The organism is Mucilaginibacter sp. UR6-1, from assembly GCF_020880975.1.
In the GTDB taxonomy this organism is placed as follows: Bacteria; Bacteroidota; Bacteroidia; order Sphingobacteriales; family Sphingobacteriaceae; genus Mucilaginibacter.
The window spans coordinates 1,017,058-1,036,201 of the sequence record NZ_JAJIWP010000002.1; the positions used below are offsets into that span (position 1 = coordinate 1,017,058).

The following is a 19,144-nucleotide window of genomic DNA, read 5'->3' on the forward strand; positions in this document are numbered from 1 at the left end:
ATTTAAAAAACTAATAGTCATGAAAAGAAAATATATCATATACAGCTCGGTAGTATTGCTGGGGATAACCGGGTTTGTATCCTGCAAAAAATCATTTTTAGAAACCACACCGGCAGGGCAAACACTTGAGGCCAATTATTACACAACACCCGAAGAGATTTTTGCAGGCGTGGTTGCGGCTTACGATCCGCTGGTAACAGAAACAGGTGGTTTGAATAATACCTATGCAGGCCCGCTGGGCCCTTTAAATGCCGCGTCAGACGATTGCGTGGCCGGTGGTGGCGGGCCTACTGATATGACGACCTGGCAGGTATGGAACAACTATACGCTAACCCCGGCACAGGGTCCGCAGGGCGAATACTGGGGGCGTAATTTTAAGGGAGTAAGCCGTTGTAATACAGTGCTTTCAAAAATGGAACCGGCTACCTTCTTAGATGCGAACACTAAAAAACGTTACATAGCCGAAGTGAAATTTTTGCGTGCCTACTATTATTTCTGGCTGGTACGTATGTTTAAAAATATTCCGCTTATACTGCAGCCTTTACAACCGCAAGAGGTGTATACGCAACCACAGGTAGCATCCGAGGCTGTTTACGCGCAGGTTGAGGCTGATTTGAACGCAGCTATTCCCGATCTGCCAAACATTGTTCCGGCGGCCGAGAATGGCCGTATAACCAAAGGTGCCGGTATTGCATTATTAGGTAAAGTATTTATTTACGAAAAGAAATGGGCTGAAGCTGCCGCGCAACTGGCACAGGTTAACGGCACAACACCGGGCGGAACAACCGCTACCTATGGCTACAAGCTGCAAAGTAATTTCGGCCAGATATTCAGCCCTGATAATAAATTCAACAGCGAGTCGATATTTGAATTAAACTTCACCGGTTCACAAAGCTATAGCTGGAACAACTGGAACCAATTCAAATCAAACGTTTACGTACAAATGGTTGGTCCGCGTGGATATAATGGCCCGATTTACTGGGGTGGCTGGGGCTTTAGCCCGGTAACAACGGGTTTGGCCAACGCCATGAAAACCGATCCGCGTTATGGTTACACCATTGCCAATATTGATAGCCTGACCAAAGCTACCAATACCAAGTATGAAGCAAGCTATCAAAACACCGGTTACTTTATACAAAAGTATGCGCCGTTGCAAAAATACAAAGCGCCAACAGGTACTGCCGAGCTTAACTTCCCGAATAATTATATCGAGATCAGGCTGGCCGATACTTACCTGTTAGAAGCAGAGGCCTTGTTGCAAAGCGGTAGCAATGCCGCACGCGCACTGGCATTACTTAGCGCGGTACGCGAAAGGGTAGGTTTAACACCTGTACCTGCAACTTTACAAAATATTTATAATGAACGCCGGTTTGAACTGGCTACTGAAGGTCACCGTTGGTTTGACCTGGTACGCACAGGGCAAGCGCCTACCGTGTTAGCCGGCAAAGGCTTTAAAACCGGTACTCACGAAATTTTGCCGATTCCGTTAGTGGAGCTGCAAAATACCCAGTTAAAACAAAATCCGGGTTATTAATTAATAAACAAACATGCTTTTACAAACCGCCCGCAAGGGGCGGTTTGTAAATTAATTTGAATTTGCCCATGATAAAAATTAATACCTCCATATTACTTTGCGCCTTTACCGGCCTGGTGCTCATAGCCTGTGGCAGCAAAAAAAGCGACCCTGCGCCAAACATAGGCCCTGTAAAAACCGAGCCGCCTACTGATAAAGGCTGGGAATTTGAAACCACGGCATCATTTGCCGATGAATTTAATACCGATGGCAAACCCAGCGATGCCAACTGGATGTATGATACCGGCGGCAGCGGCTGGGGAAATAACGAACTGCAGTACTATACCAATACAGAGAACAATGCAGCGATAAAGGATGGCATATTAACCATTACCGCCAAAAAAGAGGCTATGCAGGGCATGAACTACAGCTCATCACGTATGGTATCAAAATTTGAGCATAGTATAAAATACGGCAGGGTTGAGGTACGTGCTAAACTGCCCGCCGGGCGTGGTACATGGCCCGCTATCTGGATGCTGCCTGATGATTATAAATATGGCAGTTGGCCGGCATCAGGCGAGATAGATATTATGGAGCACGTAGGTTATGATCCTAATAATGTGCACTTCAGTATTCATAATTCAGTAAACAATGGCGGTAACTCCAAAACATCAGGCCGGATGATTGAAACGGCGCTTACAGCATACCATAAATACCGGGTAGACTGGACACCCTACGCGCTTCGTGGGTATTATGATGATACGCTGGTATTCACTTTTGTGAATGAAGGCAAAGGCTCATCAACCTGGCCGTTCGATCAAAAATTTCACCTGTTGCTTAACGTTGCCGTTGGCGGTAACTGGGGCGGGGTGCAAGGGGTTGACGATACTGTTTTTCCGGCAAGTATGCAGGTTGATTATGTACGGTTTTACAAGATGATCGATAAATAAAGGCACATACCACCGCTGATTAGATAACAAAAAATATTACTGAAAGCAGCATTGTTAAAGCTCAAAAGCGATAACAACGGCCATCGGCTTGCCCAAAAACATTTACCCGAATAAATAACCCCTATGATTAAAAGAGTTGCTAACCCATTTTACGCCCTGTTATTGCTGGCCGGCATAGCCGGAGGGTGCAGTAAATCGGGCTCGAACAACCCCGACCCGGTTGACCCGATAGTACCGCCGCCGGTTACACCGGTAAAAACCGATGTAGAGTTTTGGCTTACCAAGGGCGACAGAACATCGCTGTTTGCAAAACAGAATACAGCTATCCTGTTTAAGCAGGAAACCAATAACAACGCTACTATTGAGGTAGACAGCACGCAAACCTATCAAACTGTAGATGGCTTTGGCTTTGCGCTTACGGGCGGCAGTGCCATGCTGATCAATCAACTGAACGCTACTGATAAGACTGCCCTGATCCGTGAGCTTTTTGGTACCGATGGCGGTGGGATAGGTATCAGTTATCTGCGGGTAACGCTGGGTGCGTCAGACCTCAGCATAGCGCCTTTTACCTATGATGAAATTACCACTGGTGTAAGCGACATGGAGTTAAAGCAATTCAGCATCGATATGGAGAAAAAGGATCTGATACCGGTGCTGAAGATGATACTTGCCGTTAATCCAAACATAAAAATACTGGCAAGCCCCTGGACAGCCCCAACCTGGATGAAGGATAATCAGGGCTACTATGGAGGCAGCCTCAAAAAGGAATATTACAGCGTTTATGCGCAGTACTTTGTAAAATACATTAACGCCATGAAGGCCGAGGGTATAACCATTGATGCTATAACGCCGCAAAACGAACCGCTGAATGCTTATAATAACCCGAGCATGTTCATGTCATCGGCAGATCAGAAAATATTTGTGCGCGATAACCTGGGTCCTGCATTTGAGTCGGCAGGCATCAGCACCAAAATACTGGTATACGATCATAACCTCGATCACCCGGAATATGCGACCGATATTTTAAAGGATGCAGCAGCGGCAAAGTATATTGATGGCTCGGCGTTTCACCTGTATGGCGGTAACATCAATGCGATGAGTGCCGTACATGATGCCGCGCCAAGCAAAAACGTGTACTTTACCGAGCAGGCCACCTTTGGCAACGGCAGCTTTGATGGCGATTTAAAATGGCACACCAGCAACCTCATCATCGGCGCTATGCGCAATTGGAGCCGTAACGTAATAGAATGGAATCTGGCTTCCGATCCTCAGTTTGACCCGCATACCGTTGGCGGTTGCGATGCCTGCCAGGGAGCTATCACCGTAGGCAACTCCGTAGCGCGCAATGTATCATATTACATTATAGCACATGCTTCAAAATTTGTGAGGCCGGGATCGGTGCGTATCGGCTCAACCTCCATAAACGATCTGCAAAGCGTGGCCTACAAAACGCCATCGGGCAAAAAGGTACTTGTCGTACTAAATAATACTGGTAGCACGCTAACATTCAACATCAAGTACAATAACAAAATTGCCGCGAGTACACTTGCAGGGGGCGCGGTTGGTACTTACATCTGGTAATCAACTACTATAAAAACATTTACATATGCATAAGATACATAAAATAGCCGCCATGCTGCTTATATCGCAACAGTTGTGGCAACAGGCTTTGGCACAAACTGCCGCCTCGCCGGTAGCCGGTAAAACGGTTAAGGTTTATACCACGGCCAAGGACACCAAGTTCAGATTGTCCGAAACTGAAACGCTGAACTTTACCCCCAATCCGCAGCCTTTTGAAACCGAGGCCTGCATATTTGTTGATCCCGGTAAAACATTCCAGTCTGTATTGGGGATAGGTGCGGCGCTTACGGATGCCTCGGCTGAAACATTTTATAAATTGCCCAAAGACAAACAGCAGCAGTTATTAACCGACTTTTACGATACTGAAAAAGGTATAGGCTATACGCTTGCCCGTACCAACATACAGAGCTGTGATTTTTCGAGCGGGAGCTATAGCTATGTAAAAGAGGGTGATGCGGCGCTTAAAACATTCAGCATACAGCACGATAAAAAATACCGTATTCCATTCATCAAGGAAGCTATAGCGGCCGCCGGAGGTAAGATAACCATGTATGTTAGTCCGTGGAGCCCGCCTGCTTTTATGAAGGATAACAACAATATGCTGCAAGGCGGTAAGCTAAAACCTGATTTTTATCAGCCATGGGCCAACATGTACGTAAAGTTTATTAATGCTTACGAGAAAGAGGGCATCCCGGTGTGGGGCCTGTCGGTACAAAACGAACCAATGGCGAAGCAAACCTGGGAATCGTGCATGTACACAGCCGAGGAGGAGCGCGATTTTGTAAAGAATTACCTGGGCCCAACGCTGCACAAAAGTGGTATGGCTAACAAGAATTTAATTGTGTGGGATCATAACCGCGACTTGTTGTACCAGCGTGCTACCACCATCCTGTCTGATCCGGAAGCGGCTAAATATGTATGGGGTACCGGTTTTCACTGGTATGTGCACGATGTTTTTGAGAATGTAAAACGCGTGAAAGAAGCCTTCCCTGATAAGAACCTGATATTTACCGAGGGTTGCAGCGAGCGCTTTAACATGGAGCGGATTAACGAGTGGCAATGGGGCGAAATGTACGGTAAATCAATGGTGAATGATTTTAATAACGGCGTAGTAGGGTGGACGGATTGGAACATATTTTTGGATCAAACCGGTGGCCCTAACCATGTAGGTAATTTTTGCTATGCACCGGTACATGCCAATACCAAAACCGCCGAGATAACGTACATGAATTCGTACTACTACATTGGCCATTTCTCAAAATTTGTTAAGCCGGGCGCTAAGCGCATCATCAGTTCATCAAACAGAGATAAACTGCAAACCACGGCCTTTGTAAGTCCGGAAGGTAAACTGGTGGTCATCGTGCTTAACCTGAGCGATGATGAACTGCCTTACCAACTATGGATAGCCGGTAATGCCGCGAAAACCAAAAGTTTGCCGCACTCTATCACAACCCTTGTTGTGCAATAATCGTTATAATTGATAACCATTATAACCAACCTATAAATCGTATAAAAATCAACATGAGGGGTAAAAGGATCATTCTTTTTTCGGGGATATTTTTATTGCCCCTCGTTTTTATATTCTCGCAGTGTGGTAATCTGTTTCATAAACAGGAGGCCGATCCGCGCGGCAACCTGTACGCGGGCAGTGCATCATGCGTAAAATGCCATAGCAATGTTTATAAAAACTACCTGCATACGGCACACTTTCAAAGCACAAGGAATGCGGCCGATAGTACTGTTCAGGGGGATTTTAGTGCCGGCCAAAACAGCTTTACTTTTAATGATAGCCTGAAAGTAGTGATGGAAAAGCGTGTCGATGGATTATTTCAGACAGGTTACATTAATAACAAAATACAGCAGGAGCAGCGGTTGGATATTGTATTTGGCGGCGTAAAGGCCGAAACCTATTTGTATTGGAAAGATAGTACCACCTATCAGCTACCCATATCGTACTTTAAACGCCTGCATAACTGGACAAATAGCCCCGGGTATGATACCACCCGTATTGATTTTGGGCGAATGATAGGCAAGCGTTGTTTTGAGTGCCACAGCTCATACATCAAACAATTGCCCGCTACGGTACAAAGCCTTAACCCGGTGGTTAAGTTTGATAAAGCCACCCTGATTAACGGCATTGATTGCGAACGCTGCCACGGGCCTGCAGCTAACCACGTTAATTTTCATACTGATTATCCGGAGCAAAAAAAGGCGCGGTATATCACGGCTGTTGTGTCACTTACACGGCAGCAAAAAATAGATATGTGCGCTTCGTGCCACTCAGGTAATAACAGTATGCCGGTGCGTTCAATGTTTGCCTTTAAACCGGGCGATACGCTGGCCAATTTTTTGGAAACAGAGTATTATCACACAGCAAGCGCTGATGCTGCACAGTTAGATGTACACGGCAACCAAAGCCAGATGCTGGGCGCAAGCCAATGCTTTATACAAAGTAAAATGGATTGCAACACATGCCACAATACGCATGTAAAAGATAGGGGTAATGTGGCCCTATATTCGCAGCGCTGCATGAGCTGCCATAAGGCCGATGGACATAATTTTTGCAAAATGGCGTCGAAAATAGGTGTTTCGATAAAAAATAATTGTGTGGACTGCCATATGCCCGAACGTCCGTCGGCTATTATTGCGGTGCAATCAGCGCAGGGCAGGGCCGCCCCTTACTATGTACGCACGCATAGGATAGCGGTATATCCGCAAGAGGTGCAAAAGGTATTATCGTTTATCAACAAAAATTAAATCCCGAATAAAATTCACATATTTAAGCACCAATTTAACCACTTATTTATGAAGAGAATATTACCTGCCCTGGTCATACTTATGGCCCTGTTTTCAGCGCGGTTATTCGCGCAGGGCAAATTCATAACCGTTAAAGGCAAAGAAATTATCGGCACCGATGGTAAACCGTTTTTAATACGCGGTACCAACCTGGGCAACTGGCTGGTGCCCGAAGGGTATATGTTCAAGCTAAAGGGCATTAATTCGCCGCGATTGATTAACCAGGCCTTTGCCGAAATGATAGGCCCGGATGATATGCGCGTGTTTTGGAAACAGTTTTTAGATACTTACATAACGGCGGAGGATATTCATTACCTGAAAACCACGGGTATGAACTCCATCCGCATACCGTTCAATTACAAGCTTTTTACCAATGAGGATTACATGGGCGATAATGATGCTACCCGTGGCTTCAAATACCTGGATAAGGTAATTGCCTGGTGCAAAAAGGAAAACCTGTTTGTGATACTGGATATGCACTGCGCCCCGGGCGGCCAAACCGGCGATAATATTGATGATGGTTACGGCTACCCCTTCCTGTTTGAGAACAGGCCAAGCCAGTTGCTTACTATCAAGATATGGAAGGAGATAGCTAACCGCTATAAAAACGAAAGCATCATTTTAGGTTACGATCTGCTGAACGAACCTATTGCCCATTATTTTAAAGTGGACAGCCTGAACCCTTATTTGGAGCCATTGTACAAAGAGATCACCCAGGCGGTACGTACGGTAGATAAGAACCACCTGATATTTTTAGGCGGCGCCCAGTGGGATAGCAATTTTAAACCCTTCGGCCAGCCGTTTGACAGTAAGCTGGTGTACACCTTCCATAAATACTGGACGCCGGCTACTATTGATGTGATTAAGGATTACATTGATTTCAGGGATAAATACAATGTACCTATCTACGTTGGCGAAACCGGCGAGAATACCGATGAGTGGGTGCGTGATTTCCGCATCCTGCTGGAAAAGAATAACATTGGCTGGCATTACTGGCCTTATAAAAAGATGGATAACGAGCGCGGTTTCCGCACGTTTGCCCAGCCCGAAGGGTATGATAAGGTGTTTGAATACACCGAAAAAAACCGCCAAACCTTTGAGGACATTCGCAAAGCCACCCCCGAAGACCGTAAGAAGATAAAGGAAGTGCTTTTTAGGGTATTGGAGAATAGCAAATTTGTAAACACAAAACCTAACAAAGGTTACATCGAGGCTTTGGGCTTAACCGCAGGCCAATAGTTTTTAATTGTGGCGATAAAAAGGCTATGTTTGCAGCGTAAACCATTATAAACAATGCTTCGTTTTTTAGCGAAGCCTCATTAAGCTTTTAACTGACCGTATGCTAAAAACCCGGATAAAGACTTTATTCTTTATTTTGTTTTTAATGCCGTTGTGCCTGCACGTTTCCGCTCAGGTACCGCTGCTGTTGAACGACGGGGAAAACCAGCGTTTTTTTACTTTTAATGAGATAGAAGCGCTGCCCGACTCAACGGCATCGCTTACTTTTGGCCAGGTGTTGAGCAAACAACACGCGCAACAATTCAGGCCGAGCAAATTATCCTCACCTAAAACGGTTGAACCGGGCTGGGCTTACTGGTACCGTATCCGCATCAGCAATACAAACAATACCCGAAAAAACTGGCTGCTGGAATTTATGGATCAAACCATTGACAGCATAACGGTTTATTCGCCACGCAAGGGCGGTGGCTACAGCAAAACATCGTTTGGGGCGGCCTATCATTTTGATGAGCGGCTGTATCACCATAAAAACTTTACCCACAACATCAGCAGTGACCTGCAAGGCACGCATACCTATTACATCCGCGTTGTATCGCACCAGCCGGTAAACGTTATTGTGGTGCTGCGTTCGGTAAACTGGTTTATCCATTACGCGCTGGATGAATACCTGTTTTTCGGTGCCTTTTATGGGATGCTCACCGTGTTCGGGCTGTATAATCTCATGATGTTTTTCGCCATAAGGCAAAAGCAATACCTGTACTATGTAATGTACAACGTAAGCATCGGTTTTTACGAAATGTGCACCGATGGTATCGCTTACCAGTATGTGTGGCCTAACTCACCGCACTGGAACCAGTATGCTTATGGTGTGGCCCTGTATTTTGCCAGCGTATCGGGTATGTTGTTTACGCTGAGCCTGCTGCATGTAAAGGCCCGTGCCCCGCAGATGTACAAAATATTTGTTTGGGCGATAGTGCTGCGCTCGGTTTTCTTTTTAGGGTGTTTGTTTATTGATAAATGCTGGTTTAACTATAAGATCATCGAGATAGTTCCGCTTTTATTAGCCTGTTATACCGGGTTCTACGTAATGCGCAAAGGGTACTGGCCTGCGCGCTTTTTTGTGGTGGGCTATAGCTTTTTGTTTGTGGGCTTCATCATCAAACTGCTCATCGCGCTTGATGTGCCCTGGTTGCCGTTCGGGCCGGTTACCCATTACAGTTTAAGTTTTTGTTTTATTATGGAGATGCTGTTCATTTCCTTCGCGATAGCCGAAAAAGTGCGTGCCCTTAAAAAGAAAAAGGATTATGTGCAGCGCCGCATTATCAGGCAAATGAAGCAGAACGAAGAACTGAAGGATAACATTAACCGGCAGTTGGAGCACCAGGTGCAGGAACGCACCCGTGAACTATCCGTAAAATCAGAAGTTATTGAGCAGCAGAACGACGAGCTGAAGGCCATGAATCTGCTGCTGAAAGATCAGGCGGAGGAAATATCGCGTATAAATGTATTGCTCGAAAAGGATAACATTACGCTGCATAACGATATTGAAAAGGTAACGCACGACAGGGTGATGTCTGCCGAGGTTGATTTTGAGGAGTTCAGCCGCATTTACCCCGACCGTGAAACCTGTTTCGGTTTTTTAGCTAAGCTGAAATGGGAGAAGGGTTACGCTTGTCGCCGTTGCGAGCATACCCATTACAGCGGCGGCCATTTACCTTACAGCAGGCGTTGCTCAAAATGTGGGTACGAGGAATCGGTTATCGCGTATACTATTCTGCAAAATACCCGCATACCTATCAATAAGGCTTTTTACATGATATTTTTAATGTACTCTACCAAGGGTAAGATATCATCACACAAACTATCTGAAGTGCTTGACATTCGCCAGAGTACCTGCTGGGCCTACAGCTCGCGTATCAAGAAGATCATGGAAACTAAAAAGAAGGAACTCCGCAATGCCGGCCACAAAGGCTGGAGCAAGCTGGTTATAGATGTGGGTGATGATTAACTATATTTATATCTTAGCCGTTATTTAAACAATTATCACATTCAATAATGGAAGGAACAATAGCGATAGTTATTGCCATCATAGCAGTTTTCGGGTTATACAAAATAACCATAATGGTAGTTAAAACCTTAGACGAGTCGCGCACTAAATATTTTTTACTTTCAGTTTTTGGAAAAGTCTTGGTAGCATTTGTTTCGCTGACGGTGACGTATCTGTTTTTGGGATTAGTTATGACCACTATCTTCCACATAAATTGTTAGTTCTTGTAGATGCAGCAATTCTTCAAAATATCAAAATTTACATACTTTTAGTTCATCGATGCAACTGAAAGATAATAAACGCACCATATGGTCGTGGGCTATGTTTGATTGGGCCAATTCGGCCTATAACCTGGTGATCACCACCACCATATTCCCGGCATATTATACAGCTATCACCGCCAACAACGGCACCCATAAGGTTGATTTTTTTGGTCATACCTTTATTAATACCGCTCTTGCCGATTATGCTTTGGCAGCCGCTTACCTTATTATCGCCCTCATGCTGCCGGTACTTACCGCCATTGCCGACTTTCGCGGTAATAAAAAGGTGTTCATGCAGTTTTTTACGCTGATAGGGGCCATAAGCTGCGGGCTGTTGTTCTTTTTTAATAAAAACAATATTGAGATGGGCATCATCTGCTTCGCGATGGCGGCTATTGGTTATTGCGGGGGCTTTGTGTTCTATAATTCATATCTGCCCCAAATTGCCAGTTTAGAAATGCAGGATAAGGTGAGCGCTAAAGGTTTTACCTACGGCTACATCGGCAGTGTACTGCTGCAACTTATTTGCTTCGCTTTTGTGTTGAAGCCTGATTGGTTTGGCATTACCGATGTTTCTTTACCACCACGATTATCATTTTTATTGGTAGGCGTATGGTGGATAGCCTTTGCGCAGATACCGTTTGCTATTTTGCCAAAAGGTGCGCCTAATGCGCAAAGTCACCATAAAAACATCATCAAAGGCGGCTTTGCTGAATTAGGTAAGGTTTGGAAAAAGATAGGGCAGATGCCGCTGCTCAAAAAGTTTCTACCGGCATTCTTTTTTTACTCCATGGGCGTACAAACCGTAATGCTGGTAGCAACCAGCTTCGGCGCCAAGGAGTTGGGTTTACCGCAGGAGGCATTGATTGCCATCATTCTCATTATACAATTAGTGGCCATTGGCGGGGCTATCTTAATGTCGCGCCTGGCGGTTAAGTTTGGTAACGTACGCATATTACTTTTTGTGGTGATGCTGTGGGTGGTGGTTTGTGTATGTGCTTACTTTATTACCACGGCAACGCAGTTTTACATATTGGCCACGCTGGTAGGTTTGGTAATGGGTGGCATACAGTCGCTTTCGCGCTCCACCTATTCAAAATATCTGCCGCAAAACATTCCGGATACGGCATCGTTCTTTAGTTTTTTTGACGTTACCGAAAAGCTGGCCATCGTAGGCGGTTTATTCAGCTTTGGTTTTATTGAAGAGTTGAGCGGCAGTATGCGTAATTCAACACTGGCGCTATGTGTTTACTTCGCTATCGGGCTGGTGCTATTATTTGTTTTATTGTCGGCAGAGAAAAAACACAATAAAAATGCTGATTTTAGCGCCGTTTAATTTTATTTGTGCGGATGAAGGTAGAGCTATTTGTACCCTGTTTTGTTGACCAGTTATACCCCGAAACGGCTTTTAACACCGTGAAGCTGCTTGAAAAAGCGGGTTGTAACGTGGCGTTCAATCCTAACCAAACCTGCTGTGGGCAGCCCGCCTTTAACGCCGGTTTTTGGGATGAGGCCAAAGAGGTAGGCAATAAGTTTTTGAACGATTTTGAGCAGGACAGTATCATCGTTACCCCATCGGCATCATGCACCGGCATGGTGAAAAATTATTATAACGATCTGTTCACCAATACCATTGTGCACAATAAGTGCCGTAACATACAAAGCAATATTTACGAGCTGTCGGATTTTTTGGTGAACATACTCCAGTTTGACTATTTTGGTGCCGAGCTTGATGGCCGTGCCGTTTATCATGATAGTTGCAGCGGTTTACGCGAATGCCACATAAAGGACGAACCCCGTCAACTACTTTCAAAAGTGTTTGGGTTAGAGCTGATTGAGATGAAGGATAACGAAACCTGCTGCGGTTTTGGCGGTACGTTCGCTGTAAAGTTTGAGGCCATTGCCAGTGCCATGGCACAGCAAAAGGTGGATAATGCGCTTGCGGCGGGTGCTGACTACATTATCTCTACCGATGCCTCATGCCTGCTGCACCTGCAAGCTTATATTGACAAGAATAATCTGCCTATAAAAACTTACCATCTGGCTGATGTACTGGCCAACGGATGGGGGAATGTGTAGTAATTATTTATCGCTCGCGAGTATTTCAAGCAATGCATCGATCAACGGTATCTGGCCGGGGTTGATGTAAACACGCGCGTCATCAACTGTAAAAAAATCGCCCTTATCAACTTCGGGTATTATGATGGTTTTGCCTGATTTGGGCGGCCATGGTAAGGCAAAGGTATTGCTCACTATTTTTGTAGTATCAACATCGCCCTCAACAGCCCAGGCGTTTACTATTTTGCCGCTACGCTGTTTTACCGGTGGCAGGGGTATAAACTCGCCATTAATCTTCTGGCCTGTTTCTTCCTCAAACTCGCGTTTCGCTGCCACAAGCGTATCTTCATCCGGGTCAAGTTCTCCTTTTGGGATTGACCACGCGCCTTTGTCTTTGTTTTTCCAGAACGGGCCGCCGGGGTGTACCAGGAATATCATCGGCTCATTATTCAGCATCTTATACAGTAAAATTCCGGCGCTTTGTTGTGGCATGGTCAATATTTTGATTTGCTATTAAAACCATTGCTTTTATATTTAGTTTTGCCCCATGTTTACAGGTATTATTGAAACGCTTGGCAGGATAGTAACGCTCGAAAAGGAGCAAAGTAACCTGCATATTACCGTTGAGTCGGCTATTGCGCACGAGTTGAAGATCGATCAGTCGGTTGCGCATAATGGCGTTTGCCTTACGGTTGTTGCCGTTGCTGATGGTTTGCATACAGTAACCGCAATTGACGAAACGCTGGGTAAAACCAGCCTTGGCCACCTCAAAACCGGCGACCTGGTAAACCTGGAGCGCTGCATGCAGATGAATGCACGCCTGGACGGCCACATTGTACAAGGCCATGTAGACCAAACCGCTATCTGCACCGCTTTTACCGAGCACGATGGCAGTTGGGAATACACCTTTGAATACGATGCCGCAACAGGTAATGTAACCGTAGAAAAGGGCTCCATCTGCGTAAATGGTATCAGCTTAACGGTAGTTAATTCCAAAGCCAACAGCTTTTCGGTAGCCATTATACCTTACACTTACGAGCATACTAATTTGCAGCATGTGCGTGTCGGCTCGGTAGTAAACCTCGAGTTTGATATTATTGGCAAATATGTTGCCCGCCTGATGCAACGTTAACGGCTTAATGCTTCAATGCGTGAACTGCTGTAGGCCATGTATTGCTGATGATTTTTTGGCGGTTTTGATGCCAGGTACTTTTTGTAGTACCTGATGGCTTGTTTCTTATTCTTTAGCTTGTCATCATACAAAATAGCCAGCGCGTAAAGGGTAACAGGGCGCTCGTTGTACTCCAAAGCCTTTTGGTAGGCGGCTAATGATAGCATGGTTTTGTTAAGCCTGTCGTAGCTTTCGGCTATCTCACCGTAATAAGTATCCACCGTAGGTGATATGGCTTTTTCAATGGCATCTTCCAGGTACTTTATAGCTTTGCGCTGATCTTTTAAACCTTTATAGGCCATACCAGTATAATATAACGAAGCCTCGGTCTGGGTGTCGTCAGTCAGCTTGTTGTAAGTATCGATACATAACTGATACTTTTTTTCGAGATAATAAGAGGTGCCCAACATACTGATCACCGCGCCCGACTGATCGCCTTCCTGTATTAATTTATTACATAAAGCGATGGTTTCGGCGGTTTTACCTTGCTGGTAGGTGGTTTTGGCCTTACCCAGGATCAGTGTTAAGTTGGTACTATCAGCCGCCAGGGCGGGCGATAGTACTTTCTCAGCCTGATCCAATTGTTTTATGGCAAGATAAAAAGTGCTCAGATCAAAAGCTACATCGCCATCCAGCGGGTTTATATTATTAGCCTGCTGCATGTAATATATGGATGAACCCATATCGCCAACGTTTTTGGCCAACGTACTTAGTTGACGATACACGTTGAAGTTGGTACTGTCTTTCTTTATTATTTTCAGGTAGTAGATGATGGCTTTTGCATTATTGCCGCGGCGGTTATTGATATTGCCCAAATTAAACAGCACCGGTATGTTAAGTGAGTCCGTTTGGAGTATGCGGAGGTAATATTTTTCGGCTTGGGGTAGCTGCCCGCTCATTTGCGAAGTGTATGCCAGCGCAGACAGTATCTTGACATCCGCTACACTATCCCCATAGATGCCGTGCAGATAGGTAAAGGCATCGGCATAGCGCTGGTTCTGGTAATATTCAAGCAGTGCCGTGGCATCGTGTTTTGGGGTGTTTTGTGCATAAACGGCAGCGCAAAGGCACATTGTGGTAATAAAGGTTAATATGGGTTTCATATTAACTAAGTTATTAGTTGATATTGATAATTCCAAATCTTGGCAGAGTTATTGTTTTATAACTGATACATCATAATTAAAATACTATGGATAAGTTAAAGAAGTTCGCGCTGATGGAGAAAATTGTCCATGAGCTTGAGGATTTAAAAAACAGCCAAACGGCTTTGATACAAAAGATCGCTAAGATTGAGGTTGATAATATTGAGCTTGGTGATAAAAGGTTAGAGAAGGACCTGCCCGACATGCACCAGCGTGTAGCTGATAACCTGGATACTATTGCAGGTATATTGGAAGATTTTGCACAACAAACTGACCAATACAGCAACAGCAACAACATTGCCGCGCTGAAAGAGCAGGAAGCAATTAATAATGTATAGATCTGCCTGAAACGGATCTCTGAAAAAATATCCCCGCCCTGTAATAAGGCGGGGATATTTTTTTGCGCGGTATTTGCAAAATAGAATACTTAATAAAACAATATGAGTAAAAAAGTATTGTGTAACTTGTTAATATACTATATTTTAGTGCCCACATCAACTAATATCACTTATGAAGAAAATCACTTTGATGGCTGTTTTAGCCGTTGCTACCGTTGTTTATTCGTGCAAATCAAAATCAGACAAAGATGCTGCGGACAGCACCGCCGCTGTTGAATCAGCCGAGGCCTCAACTGAAGATCCACCATCAGTTAAAGAAGAACAACCTGCTAATGAAACCAAAACGTATACCATTAGCTTTTCGCCGGATACGGCTATTTTAGGTAAAAGTAAGGAAGCGTTTTTAAAGGTAATTCCGGTTAGCGCTACGGATTTGAGCGATCCGGATGGTAAATCGCAGGGTATCGAGTTTAAATTTAAAATAAGCGGAACCAATAAAGAAAAAATAGGCGGTAACAGCATTGGTATTGCTACCAACAATTTCAGGCTGGTGCTTGATAATAACACCTCGATCAATGAATCAAACGGAGGTTATTTTTCGGTGCAACCTGAGTCGACGGCTGAGTCTGACGAGATCACCTACCGCATACCTGCCGGTGCCAAGCCTAAAGCCCTTAACCTGTTTTTTGACGAAACCCGTGCAAGCGTAGGGGTTACGTTAAAATAAAACCCAACCCTCCCGAGGGGACGGCTTAAAGAAGAAAGTCATCCCCTCAGGGGGAGGATTTAGGAGGGGTTAAGAACGTAGACAGTTTTATCGTTATAGCTCCGAATGACAGAATAAGTAAATAAACACGCGTCATTGCGAGGTACGAAGCAATCCCAGGGCGACTTGTTAAAAAGTTCGTCCTAAAGTTTGTTTCGTACCTGCAATGGCGTTTTTGGTATATTCGTTTTTATTCAGCTACCTGCTGGCCTATCTGCAATATATAGCCGTTGTTATCGTAAATGGCAAACTCGCGCATGCCCCATTCAAAGGTTTCAATGCTGTAGCAAATAGGGGCTTTATCTTTAACAGCCAGCCAAAAGGCTTCCACATCATCGGTATTAAAATAAAACGAGCCTGTAAAGCTTATTTTGGTGTGAGATGAATGCCCGTTGGGTTTGGCCAGCATTATGGCCACATTGTCCCTGTCAAGCGATGCCCAGCCCCAGTCATCATTCTTTTCGCTTATGATAAAGCCAAGTACATCAACATAAAAGCTAATGGTTTTATTGATGTTTTCAGTCCATAATACCGGGCGCAGGGAGGTAAGTTTCATGAGGTTATTTTGATGTGATGGCTTGCTGTTTGTTCTTGTTATATTTTTTTAATGCCTTGTAGTATTTTTTTGATTTGAATTGCTCTGTTGCTTCTTTGTCATCAGCAATCATAAGTTTAAGGTTCTCGGGGCGAAAAGGCAATATCGGCATGTTTTCACCTTTTTGAATACCAACTATAGTTGTTTCGTCAAAGCTATCAGGGCTTTCAGCTAAAAAAGCGTAAGCTGTAATCGGTCCATCTATTACCTTAAACAGCCAACAACTATCAGTAGCCATTCCGTTCAGCATTTTTCCTGAATAACCGTCTTTACGAGAAATGCTGATAGTTTCTTTAGGATATATTTTTACTTTACGGTTGGGGTCTGATTTTGGCAGGTTCTTATCCTCATATTCCAGGTAGTATTTATGTAAGGCGGTATCAATATTTATTTTTGATCTTACATTCTGTACCATGCCTAAACTATCCGTTACCACAAAATCAAATTTGGGGTTATAGTTTTTGTAATAATTTAAGCCAAACATACTCATGCGAAGATTTCTGTCCATCATGCTATTCATAAACTGGCGGTTCAACATGCTGTTAACAGCAGCCATGTTTTGAGCAGATGAAACTTTAACGGAGATTATTCCAAGAGCTATAAGGGGCAATAGTTTAAATCGTGATATCATTCAGGAGTATATTTTTTGTTAAAGATAAAGCAAAAAATATACTGCTGTAAACCGCGGCTTAAACTTTTTAATCGATGCTCTTACCCTTCATGGCATGGCTTATGGCCTGGTCCATCAGGCGTTCGGCAAAGGGGCGGGTAAACTCATTAAGCTCGTCAATACGTTTATGGATGAGGTCTTTGTCGCCGCTTTCCAGCGCTTGTTTCAGAGTGGCTACATACTCATTGGTTTGGGCGGTTTCTTCATCGGTTACTGATGCACCATGTTTTTGCAAAAAGCGCTCAACGGTGTAGATCATCTGTTCGCCCTCGGTACGTGCTTCAATAATCATGCGCTGGCTTACATCATCCTTGGCATGGGTAATGCTGTCCATCAGCATTTGTTCCACCTGGTCGTCGGTAATACCATAGGTAGGCTTAACCTCAACCTCCTGTTTCACACCCGAACGCAGTTCAATAGCCTGTACCTTCAGGATACCATCCGCGTTCAGCAAAAAGTTTATATCTATTTTAGGGAAACCGGCGGGCATGGCCGGAATGCCTTTCAGGTTAAATTCAGCCAGTTTACGGTTTTCCTTTACCAAGTCACGCTCGCCCTGGTAAACGGCAACCTTCATGTTCACCTGCCCATCAACCGATGTAGTATATTGCCTGCCGGCCTTGGTAGGCACTTTGGCATTGCGCGGGATGATCACGTCCATCAGTCCGCCCATGGTTTCAATTCCGAGGGAGAGGGGCGTAACATCAAGCAGCAAAATATCCTTACGGTTACCGGCCATAATATCGGCCTGTATGGCGGCACCCAAAGCAACCACCTCATCGGGGTTAACCTCATCGTGCACCGGGCGACCGAAAAACCCGGCCACCATTTGCTTAACCAGCGCCGTACGGGTTGAGCCGCCCACCATAACCACTTCGTCAATTTGCTTAACATCCAGTTTAGCATCTTTAAGCGCGTTTTGGCAGCAGGTTATGGTTTGCTGTACTTTGGGCAACATCAGTTGCTCAAAGGTTTGCTTATCAAGCGTGCACCATATATCACCCAGTTGCTCATTAAATATACTTTGGTGGGCGAATGATTTTTTAGCTTCCTCAGCCTTTAAACGTAATTGTTGCGATAGCTCACGGTTTTCGGCAAGCTGTGCTTTATCCAGGTTATTTTTCTCTATCCAGTAGTCAATAATAACGCGGTCAAAATCATCGCCGCCTAAAAAGGTATCACCATTGGTGGCTAATACCTCAAAAATACCATTCTGTATTTGCAGTATGGATACGTCAAACGTACCACCGCCCAAATCATAAACGGCAATGGTTTTGGTTTCTTCCGGGTCGAGGCCTATGCCGTAAGCTAAACTGGCGGCGGTTGGCTCGTTTACAATACGCAATACATCTAAACCGGCAAGTTTACCGGCATCGCGCGTGGCCTGGCGCTGCGAATCATTGAAATAAGCAGGTACGGTAATAACCGCGCGGTTAACCGGGGTTTTAAGGGCATGCTCGGCACGCTCTTTTAACTCCTTTAATATCAGTGCCGAGAGGTCAATGGGTGTATAAAATTTGTCGCCAACCTTTATTTTAACCAGGCTTTCGGTATTATCATCAATAACCTTGTACGAGAAAAAGTCTTTATAATTTTCAATATCATGGTATGAGCGGCCCAGCAGGCGCTTAACCGAGAAAATGGTATTCTGCGGATCGGTAACCAGGTAGTTTTTGGCATCATTACCCACGGTAATATCACCCGTTTGGCCAAAGTGTACTACAGAGGGTACTAAAACGCCTTTACCGGTATCATTAATTACCTGCGCGTTTTTATCAGGGTTGATAAAGGCCACCAGCGAGTTGGTGGTACCCAGATCTATACCTACAATAATTTCTTCCTTTTGTAATGAGCCTGTTGCCAGGTTTATAGAAACTTTAGCCATAACAGGGCAAATGTAGCAAGTTTTAACAGGCCGAATGTCTTTTTAATCTCTAATTCTCAATTCAATTGCATATTATTTATATTTTTGTCGCCCCGATTATTTACTACGAATGGGCAGGCATTTAATGAGT

At 44.6% G+C, this 19,144-nt stretch carries 17 protein-coding genes; 12 read left to right on the plus strand and 5 right to left on the minus strand.

What is annotated here, in order from left to right:
• Positions 1-19: 19 nt before the first annotated feature.
• The 9 genes from LJ707_RS09815 to LJ707_RS09855 all read left to right on the plus strand — a co-directional run bounded on the left by LJ707_RS09815 (position 20) and on the right by LJ707_RS09855 (position 12,468).
• Positions 20-1,534, plus strand: coding sequence for a RagB/SusD family nutrient uptake outer membrane protein (locus LJ707_RS09815; RefSeq protein ID WP_228950634.1), 1,515 nt, complete (start codon positions 20-22; stop codon positions 1,532-1,534).
• 68 nt (positions 1,535-1,602) lie between these two features.
• Positions 1,603-2,463, plus strand: coding sequence for a family 16 glycosylhydrolase (locus LJ707_RS09820; protein ID WP_228950635.1), 861 nt, complete (start codon positions 1,603-1,605; stop codon positions 2,461-2,463).
• 123 nt (positions 2,464-2,586) lie between these two features.
• Positions 2,587-4,044, plus strand: a complete 1,458-nt coding sequence (locus LJ707_RS09825; RefSeq protein ID WP_228950636.1) for a glycoside hydrolase family 30 beta sandwich domain-containing protein — start codon at positions 2,587-2,589, stop codon at positions 4,042-4,044.
• A 25-nt stretch (positions 4,045-4,069) separates the two neighbouring features.
• The gene (locus tag LJ707_RS09830) at positions 4,070-5,512 is read left to right on the plus strand and encodes a glycoside hydrolase family 30 beta sandwich domain-containing protein (RefSeq protein WP_228950637.1); all 1,443 of its coding nucleotides are present in this window, start codon (positions 4,070-4,072) and stop codon (positions 5,510-5,512) included.
• A 53-nt stretch (positions 5,513-5,565) separates the two neighbouring features.
• The gene (locus LJ707_RS09835) at positions 5,566-6,801 is read left to right on the plus strand and encodes a multiheme c-type cytochrome (protein WP_228950638.1); all 1,236 of its coding nucleotides are present in this window, start codon (positions 5,566-5,568) and stop codon (positions 6,799-6,801) included.
• Between the two features lie 48 nt (positions 6,802-6,849).
• Positions 6,850-8,079, plus strand: a complete 1,230-nt coding sequence (locus tag LJ707_RS09840) for a glycoside hydrolase family 5 protein (protein ID WP_228950639.1) — start codon at positions 6,850-6,852, stop codon at positions 8,077-8,079.
• A 100-nt stretch (positions 8,080-8,179) separates the two neighbouring features.
• Positions 8,180-10,087 (plus strand): 7TM diverse intracellular signaling domain-containing protein, encoded by a 1,908-nt coding sequence (locus LJ707_RS09845; RefSeq protein ID WP_228950640.1) that lies wholly within the window; start codon positions 8,180-8,182, stop codon positions 10,085-10,087.
• Positions 10,088-10,405: 318 nt separating this feature from the next.
• On the plus strand, positions 10,406-11,725 hold the full coding sequence (locus tag LJ707_RS09850; protein ID WP_228950641.1) for an MFS transporter: 1,320 nt from the start codon (positions 10,406-10,408) through the stop codon (positions 11,723-11,725).
• A gap of 14 nt (positions 11,726-11,739) precedes the next feature.
• Positions 11,740-12,468, plus strand: coding sequence for a (Fe-S)-binding protein (locus LJ707_RS09855; protein WP_228950642.1), 729 nt, complete (start codon positions 11,740-11,742; stop codon positions 12,466-12,468).
• 3 nt (positions 12,469-12,471) lie between these two features.
• On the opposite strand, the gene LJ707_RS09860 is transcribed toward LJ707_RS09855, so the two are convergent.
• The gene (locus LJ707_RS09860) at positions 12,472-12,939 is read right to left on the minus strand and encodes an NUDIX domain-containing protein (RefSeq protein ID WP_228950643.1); all 468 of its coding nucleotides are present in this window, start codon (positions 12,937-12,939) and stop codon (positions 12,472-12,474) included.
• 55 nt (positions 12,940-12,994) lie between these two features.
• On the opposite strand from LJ707_RS09860, the gene LJ707_RS09865 reads away from it, so the two are divergent.
• A complete protein-coding gene (locus LJ707_RS09865; RefSeq protein WP_228950644.1) occupies positions 12,995-13,579 on the plus strand; it encodes a riboflavin synthase in 585 nt (194 codons plus the stop codon).
• Here LJ707_RS09865 and LJ707_RS09870 read toward each other — a convergent pair.
• Positions 13,576-14,721 (minus strand): tetratricopeptide repeat protein, encoded by a 1,146-nt coding sequence (locus tag LJ707_RS09870; protein WP_228950645.1) that lies wholly within the window; start codon positions 14,719-14,721, stop codon positions 13,576-13,578. The genes LJ707_RS09865 and LJ707_RS09870 overlap by 4 nt on opposite strands.
• 86 nt (positions 14,722-14,807) lie before the next feature.
• Between LJ707_RS09870 and LJ707_RS09875 the strand changes: the two genes are divergently transcribed.
• Together LJ707_RS09875 and LJ707_RS09880 are read left to right on the plus strand one after the other, a co-directional pair.
• Positions 14,808-15,098, plus strand: coding sequence for a hypothetical protein (locus tag LJ707_RS09875; RefSeq protein ID WP_228950646.1), 291 nt, complete (start codon positions 14,808-14,810; stop codon positions 15,096-15,098).
• Between the two features lie 172 nt (positions 15,099-15,270).
• The gene (locus LJ707_RS09880) at positions 15,271-15,825 is read left to right on the plus strand and encodes a hypothetical protein (RefSeq protein ID WP_228950647.1); all 555 of its coding nucleotides are present in this window, start codon (positions 15,271-15,273) and stop codon (positions 15,823-15,825) included.
• 229 nt (positions 15,826-16,054) lie between these two features.
• On the opposite strand, the gene LJ707_RS09885 is transcribed toward LJ707_RS09880, so the two are convergent.
• The 3 genes from LJ707_RS09885 to hscA form a co-directional block, all read right to left on the minus strand.
• Entirely contained in the window at positions 16,055-16,420 is a 366-nt protein-coding gene (locus LJ707_RS09885; protein ID WP_228950648.1) for a VOC family protein, read from the minus strand.
• Between the two features lie 4 nt (positions 16,421-16,424).
• Positions 16,425-17,015, minus strand: coding sequence for a hypothetical protein (locus LJ707_RS09890; protein WP_228950649.1), 591 nt, complete (start codon positions 17,013-17,015; stop codon positions 16,425-16,427).
• A gap of 142 nt (positions 17,016-17,157) precedes the next feature.
• Complete coding sequence (gene hscA / locus LJ707_RS09895) at positions 17,158-19,014, minus strand: Fe-S protein assembly chaperone HscA (protein ID WP_228950650.1); 1,857 nt, start codon at positions 19,012-19,014, stop codon at positions 17,158-17,160.
• Positions 19,015-19,144 lie beyond the last annotated feature (130 nt).

Excerpts from the sequence above, each read along its gene's own strand:
- LJ707_RS09815 (WP_228950634.1), top strand. The coding sequence starts at position 20 with ATGAAAAGAAAATATATCATATACAGCTCGGTAGTATTGCTGGGGATA.
- LJ707_RS09820 (WP_228950635.1), top strand. The coding sequence starts at position 1,603 with ATGATAAAAATTAATACCTCCATATTACTTTGCGCCTTTACCGGCCTG.
- LJ707_RS09825 (WP_228950636.1), top strand. The coding sequence starts at position 2,587 with ATGATTAAAAGAGTTGCTAACCCATTTTACGCCCTGTTATTGCTGGCC.
- LJ707_RS09830 (WP_228950637.1), top strand. The coding sequence starts at position 4,070 with ATGCATAAGATACATAAAATAGCCGCCATGCTGCTTATATCGCAACAG.
- LJ707_RS09835 (WP_228950638.1), top strand. The coding sequence starts at position 5,566 with ATGAGGGGTAAAAGGATCATTCTTTTTTCGGGGATATTTTTATTGCCC.
- LJ707_RS09840 (WP_228950639.1), top strand. The coding sequence starts at position 6,850 with ATGAAGAGAATATTACCTGCCCTGGTCATACTTATGGCCCTGTTTTCA.
- LJ707_RS09845 (WP_228950640.1), top strand. The coding sequence starts at position 8,180 with ATGCTAAAAACCCGGATAAAGACTTTATTCTTTATTTTGTTTTTAATG.
- LJ707_RS09850 (WP_228950641.1), top strand. The coding sequence starts at position 10,406 with ATGCAACTGAAAGATAATAAACGCACCATATGGTCGTGGGCTATGTTT.
- LJ707_RS09855 (WP_228950642.1), top strand. The coding sequence starts at position 11,740 with ATGAAGGTAGAGCTATTTGTACCCTGTTTTGTTGACCAGTTATACCCC.
- LJ707_RS09860 (WP_228950643.1), bottom strand. The coding sequence starts at position 12,939 with ATGCCACAACAAAGCGCCGGAATTTTACTGTATAAGATGCTGAATAAT.
- LJ707_RS09865 (WP_228950644.1), top strand. The coding sequence starts at position 12,995 with ATGTTTACAGGTATTATTGAAACGCTTGGCAGGATAGTAACGCTCGAA.
- LJ707_RS09870 (WP_228950645.1), bottom strand. The coding sequence starts at position 14,721 with ATGAAACCCATATTAACCTTTATTACCACAATGTGCCTTTGCGCTGCC.
- LJ707_RS09875 (WP_228950646.1), top strand. The coding sequence starts at position 14,808 with ATGGATAAGTTAAAGAAGTTCGCGCTGATGGAGAAAATTGTCCATGAG.
- LJ707_RS09880 (WP_228950647.1), top strand. The coding sequence starts at position 15,271 with ATGAAGAAAATCACTTTGATGGCTGTTTTAGCCGTTGCTACCGTTGTT.
- LJ707_RS09885 (WP_228950648.1), bottom strand. The coding sequence starts at position 16,420 with ATGAAACTTACCTCCCTGCGCCCGGTATTATGGACTGAAAACATCAAT.
- LJ707_RS09890 (WP_228950649.1), bottom strand. The coding sequence starts at position 17,015 with ATGGCTGCTGTTAACAGCATGTTGAACCGCCAGTTTATGAATAGCATG.
- hscA (WP_228950650.1), bottom strand. The coding sequence starts at position 19,014 with ATGGCTAAAGTTTCTATAAACCTGGCAACAGGCTCATTACAAAAGGAA.